16 protein-coding genes and 1 rRNA gene are annotated in these 17,453 nt (G+C 62.3%); 4 read left to right on the forward strand and 13 right to left on the reverse strand.

The window, feature by feature from the left end; translation table 11 throughout:
• The 3 genes from FLM9_RS02650 to glpX all read right to left on the reverse strand — a co-directional run.
• On the reverse strand, window positions 1-885 hold an 885-nt coding region (locus tag FLM9_RS02650; protein ID WP_074457143.1), incomplete at its 3' end, for a sugar phosphate nucleotidyltransferase.
• A gap of 66 nt (window positions 886-951) precedes the next feature.
• A complete protein-coding gene (locus FLM9_RS02655) occupies window positions 952-2,256 on the reverse strand; it encodes a glutamyl-tRNA reductase (RefSeq protein WP_074457130.1) in 1,305 nt (434 codons plus the stop codon).
• Window positions 2,257-2,301: 45 nt separating this feature from the next.
• Window positions 2,302-3,306 carry a class II fructose-bisphosphatase gene (glpX, locus tag FLM9_RS02660; RefSeq protein WP_074457131.1) on the reverse strand — a complete coding sequence of 335 codons (1,005 nt, stop codon included), beginning with the start codon at window positions 3,304-3,306 and terminating at the stop codon, window positions 2,302-2,304.
• 123 nt (window positions 3,307-3,429) lie between these two features.
• Here glpX and rpe point away from each other — a divergent pair, with 123 nt between their 5' ends.
• Window positions 3,430-4,113, forward strand: coding sequence for a ribulose-phosphate 3-epimerase (gene rpe, locus FLM9_RS02665; RefSeq protein WP_074457132.1), 684 nt, complete (start codon window positions 3,430-3,432; stop codon window positions 4,111-4,113).
• A 27-nt stretch (window positions 4,114-4,140) separates the two neighbouring features.
• Here the strand turns inward: rpe and FLM9_RS02670 are convergent, their stop codons facing one another.
• The 8 genes from FLM9_RS02670 to FLM9_RS02705 all read right to left on the reverse strand — a co-directional run bounded on the left by FLM9_RS02670 (window position 4,141) and on the right by FLM9_RS02705 (window position 10,842).
• Complete coding sequence (locus FLM9_RS02670) at window positions 4,141-4,353, reverse strand: hypothetical protein (protein WP_074457133.1); 213 nt, start codon at window positions 4,351-4,353, stop codon at window positions 4,141-4,143.
• Between the two features lie 80 nt (window positions 4,354-4,433).
• Window positions 4,434-5,366: a c-type cytochrome biogenesis protein CcsB gene (ccsB, locus tag FLM9_RS02675; RefSeq protein ID WP_074457134.1), complete on the reverse strand. Its 933-nt coding sequence runs from the start codon at window positions 5,364-5,366 to the stop codon at window positions 4,434-4,436.
• Window positions 5,367-5,415: 49 nt separating this feature from the next.
• Window positions 5,416-6,573: an LptF/LptG family permease gene (locus tag FLM9_RS02680; protein ID WP_074457135.1), complete on the reverse strand. Its 1,158-nt coding sequence runs from the start codon at window positions 6,571-6,573 to the stop codon at window positions 5,416-5,418.
• Window positions 6,573-7,301 carry an LPS export ABC transporter ATP-binding protein gene (gene lptB, locus FLM9_RS02685; RefSeq protein WP_074457136.1) on the reverse strand — a complete coding sequence of 243 codons (729 nt, stop codon included), beginning with the start codon at window positions 7,299-7,301 and terminating at the stop codon, window positions 6,573-6,575. Before lptB ends, FLM9_RS02680 begins: the two co-directional genes overlap by 1 nt.
• The gene (locus tag FLM9_RS02690) at window positions 7,298-7,747 is read right to left on the reverse strand and encodes an LptA/OstA family protein (RefSeq protein ID WP_143324569.1); all 450 of its coding nucleotides are present in this window, start codon (window positions 7,745-7,747) and stop codon (window positions 7,298-7,300) included. The genes lptB and FLM9_RS02690 overlap by 4 nt, the downstream gene beginning before the upstream one ends.
• 55 nt (window positions 7,748-7,802) lie before the next feature.
• The gene (locus FLM9_RS02695) at window positions 7,803-8,159 is read right to left on the reverse strand and encodes a DUF309 domain-containing protein (protein WP_074457138.1); all 357 of its coding nucleotides are present in this window, start codon (window positions 8,157-8,159) and stop codon (window positions 7,803-7,805) included.
• Between the two features lie 26 nt (window positions 8,160-8,185).
• Window positions 8,186-9,985 carry a translational GTPase TypA gene (typA, locus tag FLM9_RS02700; protein WP_074457139.1) on the reverse strand — a complete coding sequence of 600 codons (1,800 nt, stop codon included), beginning with the start codon at window positions 9,983-9,985 and terminating at the stop codon, window positions 8,186-8,188.
• 29 nt (window positions 9,986-10,014) lie between these two features.
• Entirely contained in the window at window positions 10,015-10,842 is an 828-nt protein-coding gene (locus tag FLM9_RS02705) for a M15 family metallopeptidase (RefSeq protein ID WP_081340147.1), read from the reverse strand.
• Between the two features lie 50 nt (window positions 10,843-10,892).
• On the opposite strand from FLM9_RS02705, the gene chlP reads away from it, so the two are divergent.
• Entirely contained in the window at window positions 10,893-12,275 is a 1,383-nt protein-coding gene (chlP, locus tag FLM9_RS02710) for a geranylgeranyl reductase (RefSeq protein ID WP_074457140.1), read from the forward strand.
• Here chlP and glyS read toward each other — a convergent pair.
• Window positions 12,233-14,410 (reverse strand): glycine--tRNA ligase subunit beta, encoded by a 2,178-nt coding sequence (gene glyS, locus FLM9_RS02715; protein ID WP_074457141.1) that lies wholly within the window; start codon window positions 14,408-14,410, stop codon window positions 12,233-12,235. The genes chlP and glyS overlap by 43 nt on opposite strands.
• A 92-nt stretch (window positions 14,411-14,502) precedes the next feature.
• Here glyS and dnaG point away from each other — a divergent pair, with 92 nt between their 5' ends.
• Window positions 14,503-16,608, forward strand: a complete 2,106-nt coding sequence (gene dnaG / locus FLM9_RS02720) for a DNA primase (RefSeq protein ID WP_074457142.1) — start codon at window positions 14,503-14,505, stop codon at window positions 16,606-16,608.
• A gap of 18 nt (window positions 16,609-16,626) precedes the next feature.
• Here the strand turns inward: dnaG and FLM9_RS02725 are convergent, their stop codons facing one another.
• On the reverse strand, window positions 16,627-16,833 hold the full coding sequence (locus FLM9_RS02725) for a hypothetical protein (RefSeq protein WP_438801325.1): 207 nt from the start codon (window positions 16,831-16,833) through the stop codon (window positions 16,627-16,629).
• A gap of 561 nt (window positions 16,834-17,394) precedes the next feature.
• On the opposite strand from FLM9_RS02725, the gene FLM9_RS08350 reads away from it, so the two are divergent.
• A 16S ribosomal RNA gene (locus tag FLM9_RS08350) occupies window positions 17,395-17,453 on the forward strand; the annotation flags it as partial.

Here is a 17,453-nt window from a genome sequence, read left to right on the forward strand (position 1 = left end):
ACGGGGACGGGTGTATATGGGGAAGTTCTCATCATAAAATGAAAAGGCCGGCAAGGGCTGTTCGGTCAGGGCCAGGTTGGCTTCATAAAATGCCCGGATCGTGCCGATGTCCTCCCAGTAGTCATTGAACAGGTAGGCCCGCAGATCGTGATCCCGCAATGCCGTGGGGATGATCTCCTTGCCGAAGTCTGTCGCCGAGGGATTCTGGTCCAGGAGATCAAATAGGGCCTTGCGACTGAAGACGTAAATGCCCATGGAGGCCAAATGGGGTTTCTCCCGGGACTCCTCGGGTGAGATCCCGTAGACGGAGGTATCCACCCGCATCTGGGCCAGGGCATCACCGTGGGGCTTCTCGCGAAATTCCAGGATGCGCCGTGAGGAATCCGTGCGCATGAGGCCAAAGCTCTGGCCCTGCTCCGGGGTGACCGGCAGGGCCGCCACGCTGATGTCCGCCCCCAGGGCCCGGTGGGAGGCCACAAAGGCGCCGTAGTCCATGCGGTAAAGCTGGTCACCGCTGAGGATCAGGTACTCGTCCACGTCCCACTCCTGGAAGAGCCACTTGTACTTGCGCACCGCGTCAGCGGTGCCCTCAAACCAACTGGGGCTTTCCGGGGTTTGCTGGGCCGCCAGAACCTCCACAAAACCCTGGCCAAACCCCGCAGAGAGGTTGTAGGTGCGGGAGAGATGGCGGTTGAGGGAGGCGCTGTTGAACTGGGTCAGGGCATAGATCTTGGTAATACCAGAATTGATGCAGTTGCTGACGGGGATGTCGATTAGGCGGTACTTGGCGGCCAGGGGAACAGCCGGCTTGGCCCGCATTTTGGTGAGGGGGAAGAGACGGGTTCCGGCGCCGCCGCCGAGGATGATTCCCAAGACCCGCTTCATGGACACGCTGCTGACAACGTCACTTTCGTTGATGGAGGGCGCAAACGGCAAGACCCGGCGGATGAATCAAGATGTCTCAACCTGATCCAGGTCAAATAATTCACATACGACCTGGAGTTGTTCCAGTCGCTTCTGCCGCTCCATGGGTCCCCGCAGCCGGGTTACGGGGCCGTGGAGCACCTTGTTGATGATCCCTTTGCTGAGGGCCTCCACCACGTTCTTCTCCCGGGCCGAGAGATCTGGCCCCATGCGGCTCAGGGCCTTGAGCAACTCCTGTTCCCGCACCTGGTCCAGGTTGCGCCGCAACCGGTTCAGCACAGGAACGGCTTCCAATCCGTCCCACCAGGTGAGAAAGTCCTCTGCATCCTGGTGGACCAGTCCCTCGGCAACCTTGGCTTCGGCTTGGCGGGCCTCCTGGTTGCGGGCCACCACTTCCTTCAGGTCGTCCACGTCGTAGGCCGCCACCCCGTCCACAGCGGCCACGTCGGCGGTGATGTTGCGGGGCACACCAATGTCAAAAAGCTTGAGGCGGTGGATGGGTGCCAGCCGCTCCAATCGTGATCGGGTGAGCATGGGGATGGCAGCGGCTGTGCTGGTGAACACCATGGAGGCTCTTCGCAGTTCTTCATCCAGCTTCTCCAGGCCCACACAACGGATGGCGAGCTGGGGAAAGTCCCTGGCCAGGGCCTCAGCCCTGGCCGTGGTTCTGTTCACCAGGGTGAGGGCCGTGCAGCCCTTTGCTGCCAAGTGTTGCACCAGCAACCGCCCCATGCGGCCACAGCCCACTACGGCCACCTGCTCCTCAGCTAGGCCAACCGGCTGCTGCTCACCCCGCTCCTGGGCGCATTTGAGTTGAGCCAGTTCCACTGCAGCACTGCTGATGGACACGGCCCCCGTGCCCAGCCTGGTTTCACTGCGCACCCGCTTGCCGGTGCTGACCGCTTGATTGAGGAGCCGCCCCAGAATGGGGCCGGTGGATTTGTGCTCCTGTCCCAGGCGCGCCATTTTTTTCACCTGGGCCAGGATTTGCCCTTCCCCCTGCACCAGGCTATCTAGGCCAGCGGCGACCCGCAGCAGGTGGTCAATGGCCTCCTCATGCCGAAGCACGAACAGATGGGGCCGCAGTTCCGCAGCAGGAAGGCCACTATGCTCACTCAGGAAGTGGGCAATGGTGGCCACCGCATCGGCGTGGCGCAGGAGGGCATAGATCTCCAGCCTGTTACAGGTGCTGAGAATGGACGCTTCCTGCACCTCCTGCACCGCCAGCAGGCTCCTGAGGGAGCTGGGCAAGGTCTCGTCCGTGATGCTGAGCCGCTCCCGCACCTCCACTGGCGCGGTGCGATGGCTGAGGCCAATGACGGCAATGTGCATGGGAGGTGAGGTTTGAAGAGGGCGCTGGCGTCTCGGCGCAACGACTCAGTGCAACGACACCTTGGTGGCACCCGCTTTGATGTGGACCGTGTTGGTGAAACGGGCTGTGCGATCTAGGGAGGAAATCACCAGGCTGCTGGTGCGGGTGCAGTCCGGCTCGAACTTCACCCCATGGAACAGGAGACCATTCGTGATGCCGCTGGCAGCAAAGACTACATTCTGGCCACTGGCCAATTCCTCCGCCCCGTAGACACGGTCGGGATCCGTAATGCCCATCTCCGCCAGGCGCACCAAGTTGCCCTCCTTGGTGAGGTTGGCCCATTCCTTGGTCATGGCGATGGCGGGATCATAGACCAGTTGACCCTGGAAGTGGCCCCCCAGGCAGCGCAACGCCGCTGCGGAAATCACCCCCTCGGGCGCCGCGCCGATGCCCATGAGGCAGTGGGTGCCGGTCCCTTCAAAACCACAGGCAATGGCGGCACTCACGTCCCCGTCGCTGATGGGCTTGACCCGGGCGCCCGCACCACGGATCTCGGCGATCAGGGTTTTGTGGCGGGCCCGATCCATCACCACCACCACCAGCTCGTCCAGGGCCAGCCCCAGGCAATCCGCCAGGATCTTGAGGTTGTCCGTGGGTGACTTGCGGAGATCCACTTTGCCCTTGGCGGCTGGCGGCGCCGCCAGCTTGTTCATGTAGAAGTCCGGCGCGTTGAACAGGCCGCCACGGTCACTGGCGGCCAGAACCGCCATGGAGCCGGGCTGGGCATTGGCGCAAAGATTGGTTCCTTCACAGGGATCAACGGCGAAATCCACACCGGGACCGTGGCCACTGCCCACCTCCTCGCCGATGTACAGCATGGGGGCTTCATCCCGTTCCCCCTCGCCGATGACGATGCGGCCCTGCATGGGAATGGTGCCCATGCGCTTGCGCATGGCTTCCACAGCAGCGGCATCTGCATCGTTTTTGCGTCCCTGACCGGTGAGCTGGGCTGATGCGATGGCCGCCTGTTCGACGACTTCCAGCAGTTCCTGAATCAGGTTGCGGTCCACGGATTCTCAAGCAAAGGTCTGATGCCCACCCCCAAGGGAGGCGGGAGCGCGGGTGAGTCTATCAGCGCCCTGCCACAACTGCCGGTTAGGCTGATGGCGAGCCTGTCCCACTCCCACAGAACCATGTCTCCCAAGCCCCTTGTGATTGCCCCGTCTATTCTGTCGGCGGATTTTGCGCGGCTGGGGGATGAAGTACGGACCGTGGACCAGGCCGGTGCGGATTGGATTCACGTGGACGTGATGGATGGGCGCTTTGTTCCCAATCTCACCATCGGTCCGCTGGTGGTGGCCGCTCTGCGCCCGGTCACTGAAAAGCCCCTGGATGTTCACCTGATGATCGTGGAGCCGGAGAAGTACGTCCCGGACTTCGCCCGGGCGGGGGCCGATCACATCTACGTGCAGGTGGAAGCCTGCCCCCACCTGCATCGCAACCTGGCCCAGATCAAGGACCTGGGGAAAAAAGCGGGCGCCGTGCTCAACCCCGGCACCCCCCTCAGCAGCCTGGAGTACTGCCTTGAACTTTGCGACATGGTGTTGATCATGTCCGTGAATCCTGGTTTTGGCGGACAAAGTTTCATCCCTTCGGCTCTGGACAAGATCCGCACCCTGCGCCACATGTGCGACGAGCGCGGTCTGGATCCCTGGATCGAGGTGGATGGCGGCGTCAAGGCCAGCAATGCCTGGAGCGTCATTGATGCTGGCGCCAACGCCCTGGTGGCGGGCTCGGCAGTGTTCGGGGCGGCGGACTACGCCACCGCCATCGACGGCATCCGCAACAGCCGCAACCCCGCCATGGCCCCAGTCTGAATCCCTGCCCCCACTCAACCAGAGGACTCAGAGTTCGAGAATCGCCTGGAACACACAGGCCAGGCGGTTCTCTTCGGTGAACGCCTTGAGATCGTCCCGTCCATGGGGTGGTTTGTCCAGAGCCTCCAACCGTTGTTGGAGACACCGGCACGATCCCTGGACAATTGCCTCCGGCGCCCCCTGGTGACGGGCCTCGATTTGGCAGAGTTGTTGGTAGGCCTCCAGGGGATTGGCGTCCATGGGTTTAACTACCTGTGCAGGATCGGCTGTCGCTGTCGCCGTGAGAAGCCCCGTGGTTGCACCCAGTGCCACGGTGGGGATCAGGAACCAAGAAACCATCCGTAGCTGTGCAGGCCGACACCTAGAAGATTGACACCGATGTAGCAAATCACCACCACCATGAACCCGGAGGCAGCCAGCAGTGCTGAGCGACGACCATGCCAGCCCCGATTCAAGCGGGTGTGGAGATAGGCGGCATACACCAGCCAGCAGATGAGTGCCCAGGTTTCCTTGGGATCCCAGCTCCACCAACTGCCCCAGGCTTCATTGGCCCACACCGCACCACTGATGATGCCAATGGAGAGGAGCAGGAAGCCCACCGTGATGGTGCGGTAGCTCAGGTTGTCCAGGCGCTCGGCCTGACTGAAGGTTTCACTGGTGAGGCTGGTGAGGTTGTCTCCCACGGCCATGGTGGGTGCGCGAAACCCGCCGCTGCCGATGGAACTCCCCCGAATGGCCACGGCTTGATCCCGGTTCGCCAGCAGCACCCCCACCGCCAAGGCGGACCCCACCAGCAGCGCCCCGTAGCTGGCCATGATCACACTCACATGCATCACCAGCCAGCTTGAGCGCAGGGCCGGTACCAGAGAATTGGCCACCTGCAGGGACGAGGGCAGGGCAAAGGAGGCAAAAGCCAGGGTGCCCAGGGCCAAGGGTGTGGTCAAGGCAGGCACCCAGGCATGGGGGGAAATGCGCATCAGCAGAAGCTGGGTAAAGCTGGCGCACCAACTGAGGAAGCACAGCGATTCGTAAAGGTTGCTCACGGGAAAGTGACCCGTGTCCATCCAGCGGCGCAGCAACAACGCCGCCAGGAACAGATTGGCGACCGCCACGAGGGCGGTGCTCAGCCGCTGGGAATGGTTGCCCGCCATGAGACCCCAAAATGCTGCGGGCAAGGCCGTCAGCAGCAACAACAAGGCTGCCAAGCCTAGGGCTGCAACGAGGTCGGCTGGTGTCAATAAATCAGTGGGCATCACCGATGCCGTATGGGAGCCTTCAGGTTAGGGTTGGAATCCAACTGTCCTAGCGACTGGAGCGGTAAAGCAGAGCCAGGCCTGCCGCCAGGCCAATGGCAACCGGTATCCAGGCAGAGAGATAGGGGGAGAGAATCCCCTGCACCCCCAGGGAACTGAAAACAAACGACAGCAGGTAGTAGCCGAAGATGATGATGAGGCTGACGCCAAATCCCTTGCTGCGGCTCCGTGTCTTGCCAACGGACCGGGCGCCGATGCTGGAGCCCGCGAGGGCGAACACCAGGCAACTCAAGGGAACCGAAAACTTTTCCTGAAGACGGACACTCAACTTGCGTGCCTGGCGCAGGTTGCCCGTCCTTTCCAGCAGGGTCCGGGACATGTGGATTTGGGCAACAGTCATGTTGGCGGGATCCGTGGGGATCTCCGCCAAGCGCAAAGGGGTATCCCCAATGGGAGACAGTTGTTCCTCAAAGCGCATCCGGGACTGGGAGCTGCCGTCCTCAGCCAGGGAGGTGGTGGTGCCGTCAAGAAACAACAAGTTCCCCTGGTCCTGGTCAAAGTAGGCCTCCCGGGCTTGTACCACCTGGAGCATGTCGGGGCGGCTGATGTCCAGCACCGTGATGCCTTTCATATGACCGTCTATGGCCTCCCGTGCGTAGAACAATTGCGCCAGGCCATTGTGGGAACCACCGTCTGCCCTGGAAATTCTGGCGAAATGGGGATAGATGATGTGCTCACCCCTGCTTTTGGGCATGGACCGTCCCAAGGCGGCTTGCAAAACCACGACAGAATGGTGGTTGCTGCTGGGCACCACCAGATCGCTGACCATAAAGCTGACCACGCTGAAGATCAGACCCAACACCACCGCGGGCAGTACGTAGCGCCTGGTGGGCACGCCAACGCTGCGCAGGGCAATGAGTTCATTGCCGCTGGAAAGCTTGCTATAGGTGAGCAGTGTGCCCAGCAACATGGCCATGGGCAAGGCATAGACCATCAAACCCGGCAACTGCAGGACGAGTACCTGAAGCGCCGAGCCAGTGGGCAAACCCTTCTCCACAACCTTGCGCACCAGGTCAAACAGGGCATCCCCGGTCACCAGCAGCAAGCTGAAGATGCCGATTCCGAACAACAGTGGACCTAGCAACTCTCCATAGAGCCAGCGATCCAGCAGGCCCAGACGACGAGTGAGGGGAGACAGGGTGACCATCAGATGGTGAAGCTTGTGCCCAGGTAGTACTGTCTGACCAACGGATCACTGGCCACAACCTGGGAAGAACCGGACGCCAGGATGGTGCCTTCGTTAAGAATATAGGCACGATCCGTAATGGAGAGAGTTTCCCGCACGTTGTGATCCGTGATGAGTAGCCCCACCTGTTGTTGCTTGAGGCGCAGGATCAAGGTCTGTAAATCATGGACCGCCAGCGGGTCTACGCCGGCAAACGGCTCGTCCAGCAGCAAATAGCGGGGACCATGGGTGCCCACCGCCAGCGCCCTGGCCACTTCGGTCCGGCGTCGTTCACCACCGGAGAGTTGGGCGCCCCGCCGCTGTAGAAAAGGCTTCAGTTGGAAGTCGGCCACCAGTTGATTGAGCCGTTGGCGGCGTGCAGGTGCAGGCAGCCGGGATTGCTCCAGGCTGAGCAGCAGGTTGTCCCGCACGGTGAGGGAGCGGAAGACGCTGGCCTCCTGGGGCAGATAGCCCAACCCCAGCCTGGCCCGCTGGGGCATGGTCAGCGCCGTGATGGAGTGGCCGTCCAGAGAAATGTCCCCCTGGTCTGGCTGCAACTGACCGGTGATCAGGTTGAAGGTGGTGGTCTTGCCTGCCCCGTTGGGTCCCAGGAGACCCACCACTTCACCTGGGTGCAAGTGCATGTCCAGGGATTGAATCAACTGACGACCCGCCAGGCTCAGGTTGATCCCCTGCAACTCCAGACTCATGGGGTCAATGTCTCCCGGGTGGGGGAAGACAGGTCGTAGGTGCTCTGCACCTGCTCGCCCGGCCTGGATTCCACAACAAACGTCCGAGACTGGCTCGTGTACACCAGCCGCTCGCCACGGATGCTGTTGCCCCCCGTTTGCTTGACCTCCACGCCGCCGCTGAGGATTAGCCTTCCCTCCCGAGTGAAGTACCGGGCGTGGTCGGCCGTGGCGGTGACGTCATGGGCCGGGTAGACGATCCGCACCCGGCCCTCTGCTGTGAGAATGCCTTCCTCTTCGTTCATCTCCTGCCGGTCGGAGCGAATAGTGATCCGGTCACTGTCCGGCCTCTGCCCATCGGGGTTGGTGTCGGTGGTCTGGGCCAGGGACGGCACGGAGATGGTGGATGGGGGGTGGAACGGCTGGTATATGCCGGCCCGGCCTGTTGTGGCTGCAAGAGCCATCATCAGCCCCAGCCAAGACAGATTGGTTGCCACTGGTGTCCATGATGGCCTGGATGCCCTAGTCTGCCTTACACCGTGGTGGCGGTGGGGCGGCGCCCCCAGGAGGGTCCTGCAGAAAGCGGAGCCAATGCCGGCCTTGCTCATGCAGGTAACCCAGGTCCACCCCGTCCAGCTCCTCACGGCAGCGGGCCAGACGCGCCACGGCTTCGCCCCAGAGCAAGGTAGTGCCACGGCGATTGCCTTGTTGCCAGTGGACCATGGCCACGGCAATCTGAACCAGGGCCTGCAGGGGCCTGCGGCGCGGCTCCAGGCTCTCCTGCCAGAGCACCTCCAGGGCGTCATGGCAGGCGTACCAGTCTTCCTGGGCAAAGAGGGCCAGTGCCGAGGCAAGGGCAGGATCCGGACGGGCCGCCATGGGAGGAGCAAGGCGTAAAAGGACGTCTAGCGTTTAGCGGGCTTGCGACTGGGCAGCTTGCGCAGCCGCATGGATTCCGGGGTCACCTCCAGCAACTCACCGGGGCCGATGTAACCCAGAGACCGTTCCAGGGACATCTCCACGGGAGTCTGCAGGGTGTCCAACTCTTCGGCGCCCGCTGAGCGCATGTTGGTGAGTTGCTTGGTCTTGCAGACGTTGATCTCCAGGTCCTGGGGTCGTGTGTGTTGCCCCACGATCATCCCTTTGTACACCCTGGTGCCTGGGTGAATGAAAAACTGGCCCCGGTCTTCGGCGTTCTTTAGTGCGTAGACGGTGGCCACACCCGTCTCGAAAGCAATCAGCACCCCGGTGTGCCGGGCTTGCAACTCCCCCTCCATCTTGCGGTAGTCCAAAAACGAGTGACTCATCAGGCCTTCGCCACGGGTCATGCGGATGAAGTCACTGCGAAAGCCCACCAGGCCGCGCGCAGGAACGATGAACTCCATTTGACAGCGGCCGTCCCCGGAAGTGGCCATGTTCTGCATTTCCCCTCTGCATGTACCCAGGCGTTCAATGCAACCCCCTACCGTCCTTTCCGGCACGTCCAGAACGACGGTCTCGTAGGGCTCGCAGATGTCCCCGTCCATGGTGCGGAAGATCACCTGGGGTTGGGAGACCTGGAACTCGTAGCCTTCCCGCCGCATGGTCTCGATCAAGATGCCCAGATGGAGTTCTCCCCGGCCGCACACGGTGAAGCGATCCGGAGACGTAGTGTCCTGGACCCGCAGGGCCACGTTGGTGAGCAACTCCTTGTGTAACCGGTCCCGCAACTGACGACTGGTGACAAACTTCCCCTCCTGGCCTGCAAAGGGGGAGTCGTTGACCATGAAGGTCATCTGCAAGGTGGGTTCATCCACCTTGATCAGTGGCAGGGCTTTGGAGTTGAGGCTGTCACCACAGGCAATGGTGTCGCCAATGTTCACCCCGCTGAAGCCAGCCACCGCAACAATGTCCCCGGCGGCGGCGGCCTGGATTTCCAGACGCCTCAGCCCCTGAAACCCCAGCAATTTGCTGACCCGGCCCCGCTTCATAGCGCCGTCACCGCGGATCAGGGTTGCCTGCTGCCCGGTGGTGATGGTGCCGTTGTGGATGCGGCCAATGGCAATAGTGCCCAGGAAGTCGCTGTAGTCCAGGGTGGTGACTTGCAGTTGCAGAGGCTTGTCGGAGTCGCCCACCGGGGGTGGCGTGTGGCGAAGAATGGCCTCGAACAAGGGCTGCAGGGTGTCGTTGCCCTTGGCCAGGTCAGCTGTGGCAAATCCCCCCAGGCCACTGCCAAAGAGGTAGGGGAAATCACATTGGTCATCGTCAGCCCCCAGCTCCAGGAAGAGATCCAGCACCTTGTCCACCGCCGCATCCGGCATGGCTTGGGGCCGGTCCACCTTGTTGATGAAGACAATGGGCCGCAGGCCCTTCTCCAGGGCCTTTTTGAGGACAAAGCGGGTCTGGGGCATGGGGCCTTCGTTGGCGTCCACCACCAGCAGACAGCCGTCCACCATGCCCAACACCCGCTCCACCTCCCCGCCAAAATCCGCGTGACCAGGGGTGTCCACGATGTTAATGCGGGTCTGTCCGTAGTCCACCGCTGTGTTCTTGGCCAGGATGGTGATGCCCCGCTCCCGCTCCAGCGCATTGCTGTCCATCACGCAACTGGGCACCGCCTCCCCCTGGCGAAAAATGCCTGATTGGGCCAGCAGGGCATCCACCAGGGTTGTCTTGCCATGGTCAACATGGGCAATGATGGCAATGTTCCGGATGGGTCGGCCCATAACAGGCAAGGCAATAGTCAATGGATTCGTTATATTGCGGCATTGAGTCGGTGCGCCTGTTCAAATAATTCCAGCGCATGGCTGCTGCCTTCCCAACGCCAGTGCCATGGTTCATAGGCCAGGCCCTGACGGTTGTTCGCCGGGAACGACAGCCGGAAGTGATAACGGGCTGCGTGCTGCTGCAACCAGGTAAAGGCGGCACTCTGGTCAAAGGCTGCCTCCAGGTCCAACTCGGGACGGCGGGCATCTCCCAGGTCCAGGGCGTAGCCGGTGTGATGCTCGGAGTAACTTGGCGGGGCACTGACTTTGGCCCGCTCCACCGGCCGTTGCCCCCGCTCCACCATGACGGAGAAGAACAAATTGTGCTGGGTCTCCTGATCCCGAAAGGCGCTCAGTAGCCTGAGTTGCACCCCGTCTTCCGCGGCGTCCCTCTGCATAGCCAGAAATGCCGCTGCCGCGTCCCCATGGAGCCGGTGGCCCGGAACCACCTCCACCAGGTCTGTCTCGTGGGCGATGGGGTAGGAGAAGTGCCCCAGGAGCCGACCATCCGCCTCCGGTGGGGGCATGAGCTCGGTCAAGGGGTCCAGTCCCGTGGTGGGCATGTGCTGGGTAGAGCGCAGGAAAATGACCATTCCCACCACCATAGCGCTGGCCAAGAGGATCAGGAGCGTCAACAGGCCGGGTTGCTGTTGCTGGCGAATGGACGGGGTGAGACGGCGAGCAACGGGGATCTCGTCCAACGGGGTTGTTGTCGCCTTTGCCACGTCTTGGGCCCATCGCCTTATCCCTGGATTATTGCCCCAGGACCTCTCCTCCTGCAACCGCTCGGCAACAGCCTGCCCATGGCATGGCGTCATGGCTGTAGGTTCAGAGGATCACTCCCTGCCAAGGATCGAGGAGAGTTGTCATGCTGCGCGTTGCCGTTATTGGCGGAGGCCCCAGTGGGTCCTGTGCCGCGGAAGTGTTGGCCAAAGCTGGAATCAGAACCTGGCTGTTTGAGCGCAAGCTGGACAATGCCAAGCCCTGTGGCGGTGCGATTCCCCTCTGCATGGTGGAGGAGTTTGACCTCCCCAACCACATCATCGACCGCAAGGTTCGCAATATGCGGATGATTTCCCCTTCCAACAAGGAAGTGGACATTCGTCTGGATCCCCTCGGGTATCGCCAGGATGAATTTATCGGCATGTGCCGCCGGGAGATTTTTGACGCCTTCCTGCGCAATCGGGCGGCCGATTATGGGGCCACCCTGATTAACGGCCTGGTGCAGACCATTACCACCGGACCCCAACGTCAAGGTCCCTACACCATCCACTACGCCGCCCACGCTGAAGGGCTCAAGGGTGAGCGCCAAACCCTGGAGGTGGATTACATCATCGGCGCCGACGGGGCCAACTCCCGGGTGGCCAAGGCCATGGATGCGGGATCCTACAAGGTGGCCATTGCCTTCCAGGAGCGGATCCGCCTGCCCAAGGAAGAAATGTCCTACTACGAGGATTTGGCGGAGATGTATGTGGGCACTGACGTTTCTCCCGATTTTTACGCCTGGGTGTTTCCCAAGTACGACCACGTGGCGGTGGGCACCGGCACCATGCAAGAGAATCAGTCCCTGATCAAGGCCCTTCAACGGGGCATCCGCCAACGGGCCAGTAAGCGTCTGTTCCGCGGCGAGGTGATCAAGGTGGAAGCTCATCCCATCCCGGAGCACCCCCGCCCGCGCCGGGTGGTGCAGCAGATGAGTCTGGTGGGCGATGCCGCCGGCTATGTGACCAAGAGTTCCGGTGAGGGCATTTACTTTGCCGCCAAGAGTGGGCGCATGTGTGCCCAAGCCCTGGTGCAGGTGAGTCGGCAGGGCAAACGCATCCCCACCGCCGGAGAGATGAAACGCACCTACCTGCGCCAGTGGGATCGCCGCTACGGCTCCACCTACACGGTGTTGGACATCCTCCAGCGGGTGTTCTACGCCAATGATGCAACCCGTGAGGCCTTCGTGGAGATGTGCGACGACAAGGACGTGCAACGCCTCACCTTTGACAGCTACCTCTACAAGCGGGTTGTGCCCATGAGTCCGTGGCAACAGGTGAAGATCACAGCGCTGACCGTGGCCAGCCTGTTGCGGGGGCAGGCCATGGCGCCGAAGATGTACCACCCGGTGGACACCGCCGTGGGGCGTCCCCAAGAAGATTTCCTCAATCCCGGTGCCGTGGCGGTGGAGATGACGCCACGGGGCTACACGTCAGCCGCCGACCCTCAACCCGATAATCGGGAAAAGTCCGCAATGATAAGGGCCTGATTCCGCAGGACGGCCAGCAGATTGAGCCGGTTGCGGCGCACCTCCGGGTCGGGGGCCATCACCATCACGCTGTTGGCCCCGTCAAAAAAGGCCTGCAACCGGGGTGACAACATCCCCAGACCCGTGAGCAGGCGTTCGTAGCCGTCCTGATCCCTGGCTCTGCTCAGGGGGGCCAAGGTCTGCAAAGAGGCCAACACCGCCTCCTCCGCCGGGGAACTGAACAGGGACGCATCCACGCAGTCCCTGGGATCCCGTTGATGGCGCTGCAGATCACCCTTCTCCGCCAGCCGGGCAGCCCGCTGCACCACCGCCTGGATGGGCGCCAACTCCCCGGAGCCCCGCAGCCGCTGCAGCAGCCGCCCGCGGCAGACCACATCCACGGGATCCTGCAGCAAGGCCCCGGGATCTTGTGCCGCCGCCACCGCATCAATGATGTCGTAATCCAGCCCCAACTCCGCCAGCAGGGTGCGCAGCCTTTGCTGCAGAAAGGTCAACAGGTCCGCCAGCAGAGCGGCGGGATTCACCCTCAGGTTGGGGAAATCCTTGGCAGCTTGTCTGCAGGCAGCTTCCAGCAAGGTCACCAGGTCCAGGGACCAGCCACAGTCCACCAGGATGTGCAGCAGTCCGTTGCCGGCCCGTCGCAAGGCAAAGGGATCGGAGGAGCCGCTGGGGCGCTGACCGGTGGCAAAGATGGAGACCAACAGTTCCAGCCGCTCGCTCAAGGCCAAAATCCGACCCAGGTCGGAGGCGGGCAGGGGATCATCGGCGCCACCGGGCAGGTAGTGCTCGCGGATGGCCTCAGCCACTTGCGGCCCTTCGCCGGAGGCCATGGCGTACTTGGCTCCCATCACCCCTTGCAGTTCCGGGAACTCGCCAACCATCTGGGTCACCAGATCCGCCTTGCACAACAGGGCCGCACGGTCGAGGGCCTGCTCGTGTACCCGGAGTGCCCCGTTCTGCTGCTGGAGCACCCCGGCCGTTACTCGGGCTTGGCGCACCAAGCGGTCGCTGCGGTCCTTCAGGGAGCCCAGCCCCACGGCAAAGGTGACCCCTTCAAGACGGGGCAGATAGCCCTCCAGGGATTGAGAGCGGTCCTGGTCATAGAAAAAGGCCCCGTCGGCCAGCCGGGCCCGCAGCACCCGTTCGTTGCCCTGGGTGACGAGGGCCTCATCCACCAGGGGACTGGCGTTGGTGATGACCAGAAAGTGGGGATCCAGCACCCCATGGGCATCCAGTGCCAGGGGATCCGCCGGCGCTTGAAACAAGGGCACATAGCGCTGGTGGGTCACCATCTCCATGGCGCTCACCTCAGCCGGCAGGGACAGAAAACGGTCCTCCATGCGACCAACGATCAACCCTGGCGCTTCCACAAGATCCGTCAGCTCCTCCAACAGCGCCGGCTTGAGTTGGGGGACGGCGCCCAGTTCAGCGGCCTTGCTCTCAATCAGATGGCGGATGTGCGCCTGCCGCTGCTGGCGGTCGGGAACGATGCCGGCCTTGTGCAGGGTGGCCCCATAGGCTTCAGCCGTGGCAATGGGGAGGGGGTCGCAACGCCAGCCCTGCCGGGGTCCGTAGGAATTGGCCTGGGCTGAGACCACAGGACTGGTCTGCTCCAGTTGCACCGGCAGCAGCTCATCATCCAGCAGGGCCACCAGCCAGCGGATCGGACGACTGAACCGTTGCGTCCCTGTCCCCCAGCGCATCAGCCGTTTGCCCTGAATGGCGGCAATCCAGCCGGGAATCGCCTCCCGCAGCAACGTCTCCGTTGCCTGCCCTGGCTGCGTCACCTTGGCAAAGACGAATTCCCCTCTGGGGGTGGCGCAGATGGTCAGGTCCTCCACCGCCAGTCCCCAGCGCCGGGCAAACCCTTGGGCGGCAGCCGTGGGCCGGCCCTGCTGAAAAGCCTGCTGCGCTGGAGGACCCTTGTGTTCCTCCACCAGTTCCTTCTGCCGCGGCGGCAGATCCCGCACCAGCACCCCCAGACGCCGGGGTGTGGCAAAGCCCTGCGAGGGCAGGGCGTCGAAGTGCCAGTCTTGCAGGGAGGCTGTGATCATCCGGCCCAACTGGGCCAGAGCTGCCGGGCAAAATGCTGCCGGCAGTTCCTCGGTGCCAATTTCCAGAAGCAGGGAAGCCACGTATCCGCTACAGAATCCCTGCACTGTATGGCCCGCGCCTCACCACGGGATTTCCGTTTAGCCTGCGGGTCTCCACCCCCAAGCACCCTGTCTTGGCGTCCCCACAACTTCACCCCAGCACCATCACCGCCGTCAGGGAGCGGGCCGATATTGTGGACGTGGTGTCCGAGCACGTGGTGCTCAAGCGGCGGGGACGGGAGTTTGTGGGTCTCTGCCCCTTCCATGAGGACAAATCACCGTCCATGACGGTGGTCCCCGCTAAACAACTCTACTACTGCTTCTCCTGTGGGGCTGGCGGCAACAGCGTCAAGTTCCTCATGGAGCTGCAGCAGACCAGTTTTGCCGAGGTGGTGCTGCAACTAGCCCAGCGCTATCAGGTGCCGGTTCAGACCCTCTCCCGTGGTCAACAGGATCGGCTGCGGCAACAGCTTTCCCATCAGGAGTCGCTCCACCGTGTCCTGGCGTTGGCTGCAGGCTGGTTTCAGACCAATCTGCAACAGGCCGGGGGGCAGGAGGCCCTGGCCTACCTCCAACAGCGTGGCCTTGATGGGGCCACCATAGAGAAATTCCAACTGGGCTATGCCCCGGACCGTTGGGACGCCCTGCTGCGCCATCTGGGGCAGGTGGAGGGTGTGACCGCCTTGCAGTTGGAGGCGGCAGGCCTGGCGATTCCACACCGAGGGGGGGAGGGCCACTACGATCGCTTCCGCCAGCGGCTGATGATTCCCATCCGGGACAAGCAAGGTCGGGTGGTGGGTTTTGGTGGGCGCAGCCTGGATGGCCGTGAGCCCAAATATCTCAACTCTCCCGAGACGGCGGTGTTCGAGAAAGGAAAAATCCTGTTTGGTCTGGACATGGCTGCGGGCCCTGTCCACAAGGCTGATCTGGCCGTGGTGGTGGAGGGCTACTTTGACGTCATTGCCCTGCACGGCGCCGGGGTGCGCAACAGTGTGGCGGCCCTGGGTACGGCCCTCAGTTCCTGGCAGATCAAGCAACTCTGCCGTGCCTCCACCGGCAAACGCATTGTCCTGAACTTTGACGGCGACAGCGCTGGCGCCCGGGCCACCCAGAGGGCCATTCAGGAGGTGGAGCAGCTGGCCCTACAGGGGCAGTTGGAACTGCGGGTGTTTCCACTTCCCCATGGCCAGGATCCTGACGATTACCTGCGTCAGCACGGCAGCGACGTCTACGGTCAACACCTGGCCGCAGCCCCCCTCTGGCTGGATTGGCAGATTGAAGAGGAGCTGCGGGATTGTGATCTGAGCCGCGCCGACCACTTCCAGAGGGCACGGCGGTCCATGGTGGAGTTGCTGGGCAAATTGCCCCCCACGGCTGTGCGCAGCCGCTACATGCACCAGTTGGCGGAGCGGCTTGCCGGTGGTCAGGCGCGCCTGGCCCTGGATTTGGAAGAGGATCTGCGCCAACAGGTCCGTGGTCAGCGCTGGCATGGTCGCTCCAGCCGCCATGCACCGCCGGGTGAGGTCAGCGCCCACGCCACTGCCGAGGGCCGCATCCTGCAACTGTATCTTCTCTGCCCGGACCACCGCCTGGCCATCCGCCGCATCCTGCGTCAGCGGGACCTGGAGGACTTCGCCATCGCCATCCATCGCCGGCTTTGGGCAGCCATCACTGCCGTGGAACACGATCATCTAGCCCCCATGGCAGGGCAGTGGTCCCCGGTGGACAGTGACCCGGCCGCCTGCTGGGACCATGCTGCCCAGAGCCTGACCTCACTGGATTTGCCCCCCCTGCTGATGGCCTATCTGTCTGCGGAAGACGCCGTTGACCTGCAACCTCAGCTGACGGCTCTCCTCCATCCCAGCGAAGCCGTGCAAGTGGAATTGGGGCAACCACTGCCCACCCTGAAGGCTGCTGCCGCCAAGCTGGCGCGCCATCGTAGCGAAAGACGGGGCCGCCACTTGCTTGAGGCGTGGAGTGCCCAACCCATCGTCACCACGGAACATTGTATCGCCACCTTGCTGGAGCAGGAGGCCACGGCATCCCCAGGGACTGACCCGGACTCCAGGACCACAGCGGAGGACAAAATCCATGCTCTCCACGTCCGGGGGAACAAAGATGCCCTGCACCTGCAGGAGCTTTACTACGTTGAACGTCGCAACCTCTCTGCCTTGGATAAGGAACGGTGTGGGGCACTGGAGGACCAGAAACCGTTACGGCGGGACAAGGAGCGCCAGTGAACAAACGGTTGGGCAGGCTCAATAGTCCTGGTTGAAGGCAGCCGGAGTGTCTGTAAGGCTGCAAACCACGGACTCTTCCTCTGTCATTTCGGCAACTCTCACCACCGGACGACCCATTTTCTTCAGCACCTCCACGTCAGCCATGGTCTGGCAGCGGGCGATCAAGGCGCCCTGTTCGTCGTAGCAGCAGAAAAACTTCACAGGAAGCTCCAGTTCCTTATCCATTATGGCAGCGGAACCAGGGGCTTGCCCACGGATTGCCTACATCCGCGGCTGCAGTCAGCCAATGCTGACAGGGCGGGAACGGCCAGTGGGGGACCTTTCGCCATCCCCCCTGGCCGTATGACAGGTGAACTAGTGGCACACTACCCGCTGCGCCATGCCGGACCGTGGGTGCTAACTTTCATTTGTGCCCATTGGCGCCTACCTTTCGAAGGCGCTGTGGGCAGTACCTAGACAACCCAGTTCAGGAATCTTGCTCTGCCCTGTGCCCTGAGAGGTTCGGCTCTCGTCAGTTTGCCGATCTTCAGTCTTGGGCAACGTGCAGAGTGGAGGTCCCGTCAAGAATTTTTGAAGCTTTCAGGCTTTTGCTTTGGGAGCTTCTTGCCGGATCTGAGTCATCCGGACCGAGTTTTGACATCATGTTTTAATGATTCAATAACTCAACTCTCGAACCCCTTAAACGGGTGATCTTTAGCTATTTGCCTAGTCAAATAATTAAGGATAACTCACTTTGCGAAGTTTTAATCTTAACTTTTAAGATTAAGCCTCAAAAGGAAGTGAGCCAAAACGGAGAGTTTGATCCTGGCTCAGGATGAACGCTGGCGGCGTGCTTAACACATGCA

The organism is Candidatus Synechococcus spongiarum (assembly GCF_900047545.1).
Lineage (GTDB): Bacteria > Cyanobacteriota > Cyanobacteriia > PCC-6307 > Cyanobiaceae > Synechococcus_B > Synechococcus_B spongiarum_C.

What these genes read in the sequence shown, in the direction of transcription:
- FLM9_RS02690 (WP_143324569.1), bottom strand. Translation starts at nt 7,747, where the DNA reads ATGATGGCTCTTGCAGCCACAACAGGCCGGGCCGGCATATACCAGCCG.
- rpe (WP_074457132.1), top strand. Translation starts at nt 3,430, where the DNA reads ATGTCTCCCAAGCCCCTTGTGATTGCCCCGTCTATTCTGTCGGCGGAT.
- FLM9_RS02725 (WP_438801325.1), bottom strand. Translation starts at nt 16,833, where the DNA reads ATGGATAAGGAACTGGAGCTTCCTGTGAAGTTTTTCTGCTGCTACGAC.
- FLM9_RS02680 (WP_074457135.1), bottom strand. Translation starts at nt 6,573, where the DNA reads ATGGTCACCCTGTCTCCCCTCACTCGTCGTCTGGGCCTGCTGGATCGC.
- FLM9_RS02695 (WP_074457138.1), bottom strand. Translation starts at nt 8,159, where the DNA reads ATGGCGGCCCGTCCGGATCCTGCCCTTGCCTCGGCACTGGCCCTCTTT.
- FLM9_RS02705 (WP_081340147.1), bottom strand. Translation starts at nt 10,842, where the DNA reads ATGACGCCATGCCATGGGCAGGCTGTTGCCGAGCGGTTGCAGGAGGAG.
- FLM9_RS02670 (WP_074457133.1), bottom strand. Translation starts at nt 4,353, where the DNA reads ATGGACGCCAATCCCCTGGAGGCCTACCAACAACTCTGCCAAATCGAG.
- typA (WP_074457139.1), bottom strand. Translation starts at nt 9,985, where the DNA reads ATGGGCCGACCCATCCGGAACATTGCCATCATTGCCCATGTTGACCAT.
- FLM9_RS02655 (WP_074457130.1), bottom strand. Translation starts at nt 2,256, where the DNA reads ATGCACATTGCCGTCATTGGCCTCAGCCATCGCACCGCGCCAGTGGAG.
- lptB (WP_074457136.1), bottom strand. Translation starts at nt 7,301, where the DNA reads ATGAGTCTGGAGTTGCAGGGGATCAACCTGAGCCTGGCGGGTCGTCAG.
- chlP (WP_074457140.1), top strand. Translation starts at nt 10,893, where the DNA reads ATGCTGCGCGTTGCCGTTATTGGCGGAGGCCCCAGTGGGTCCTGTGCC.
- ccsB (WP_074457134.1), bottom strand. Translation starts at nt 5,366, where the DNA reads ATGCCCACTGATTTATTGACACCAGCCGACCTCGTTGCAGCCCTAGGC.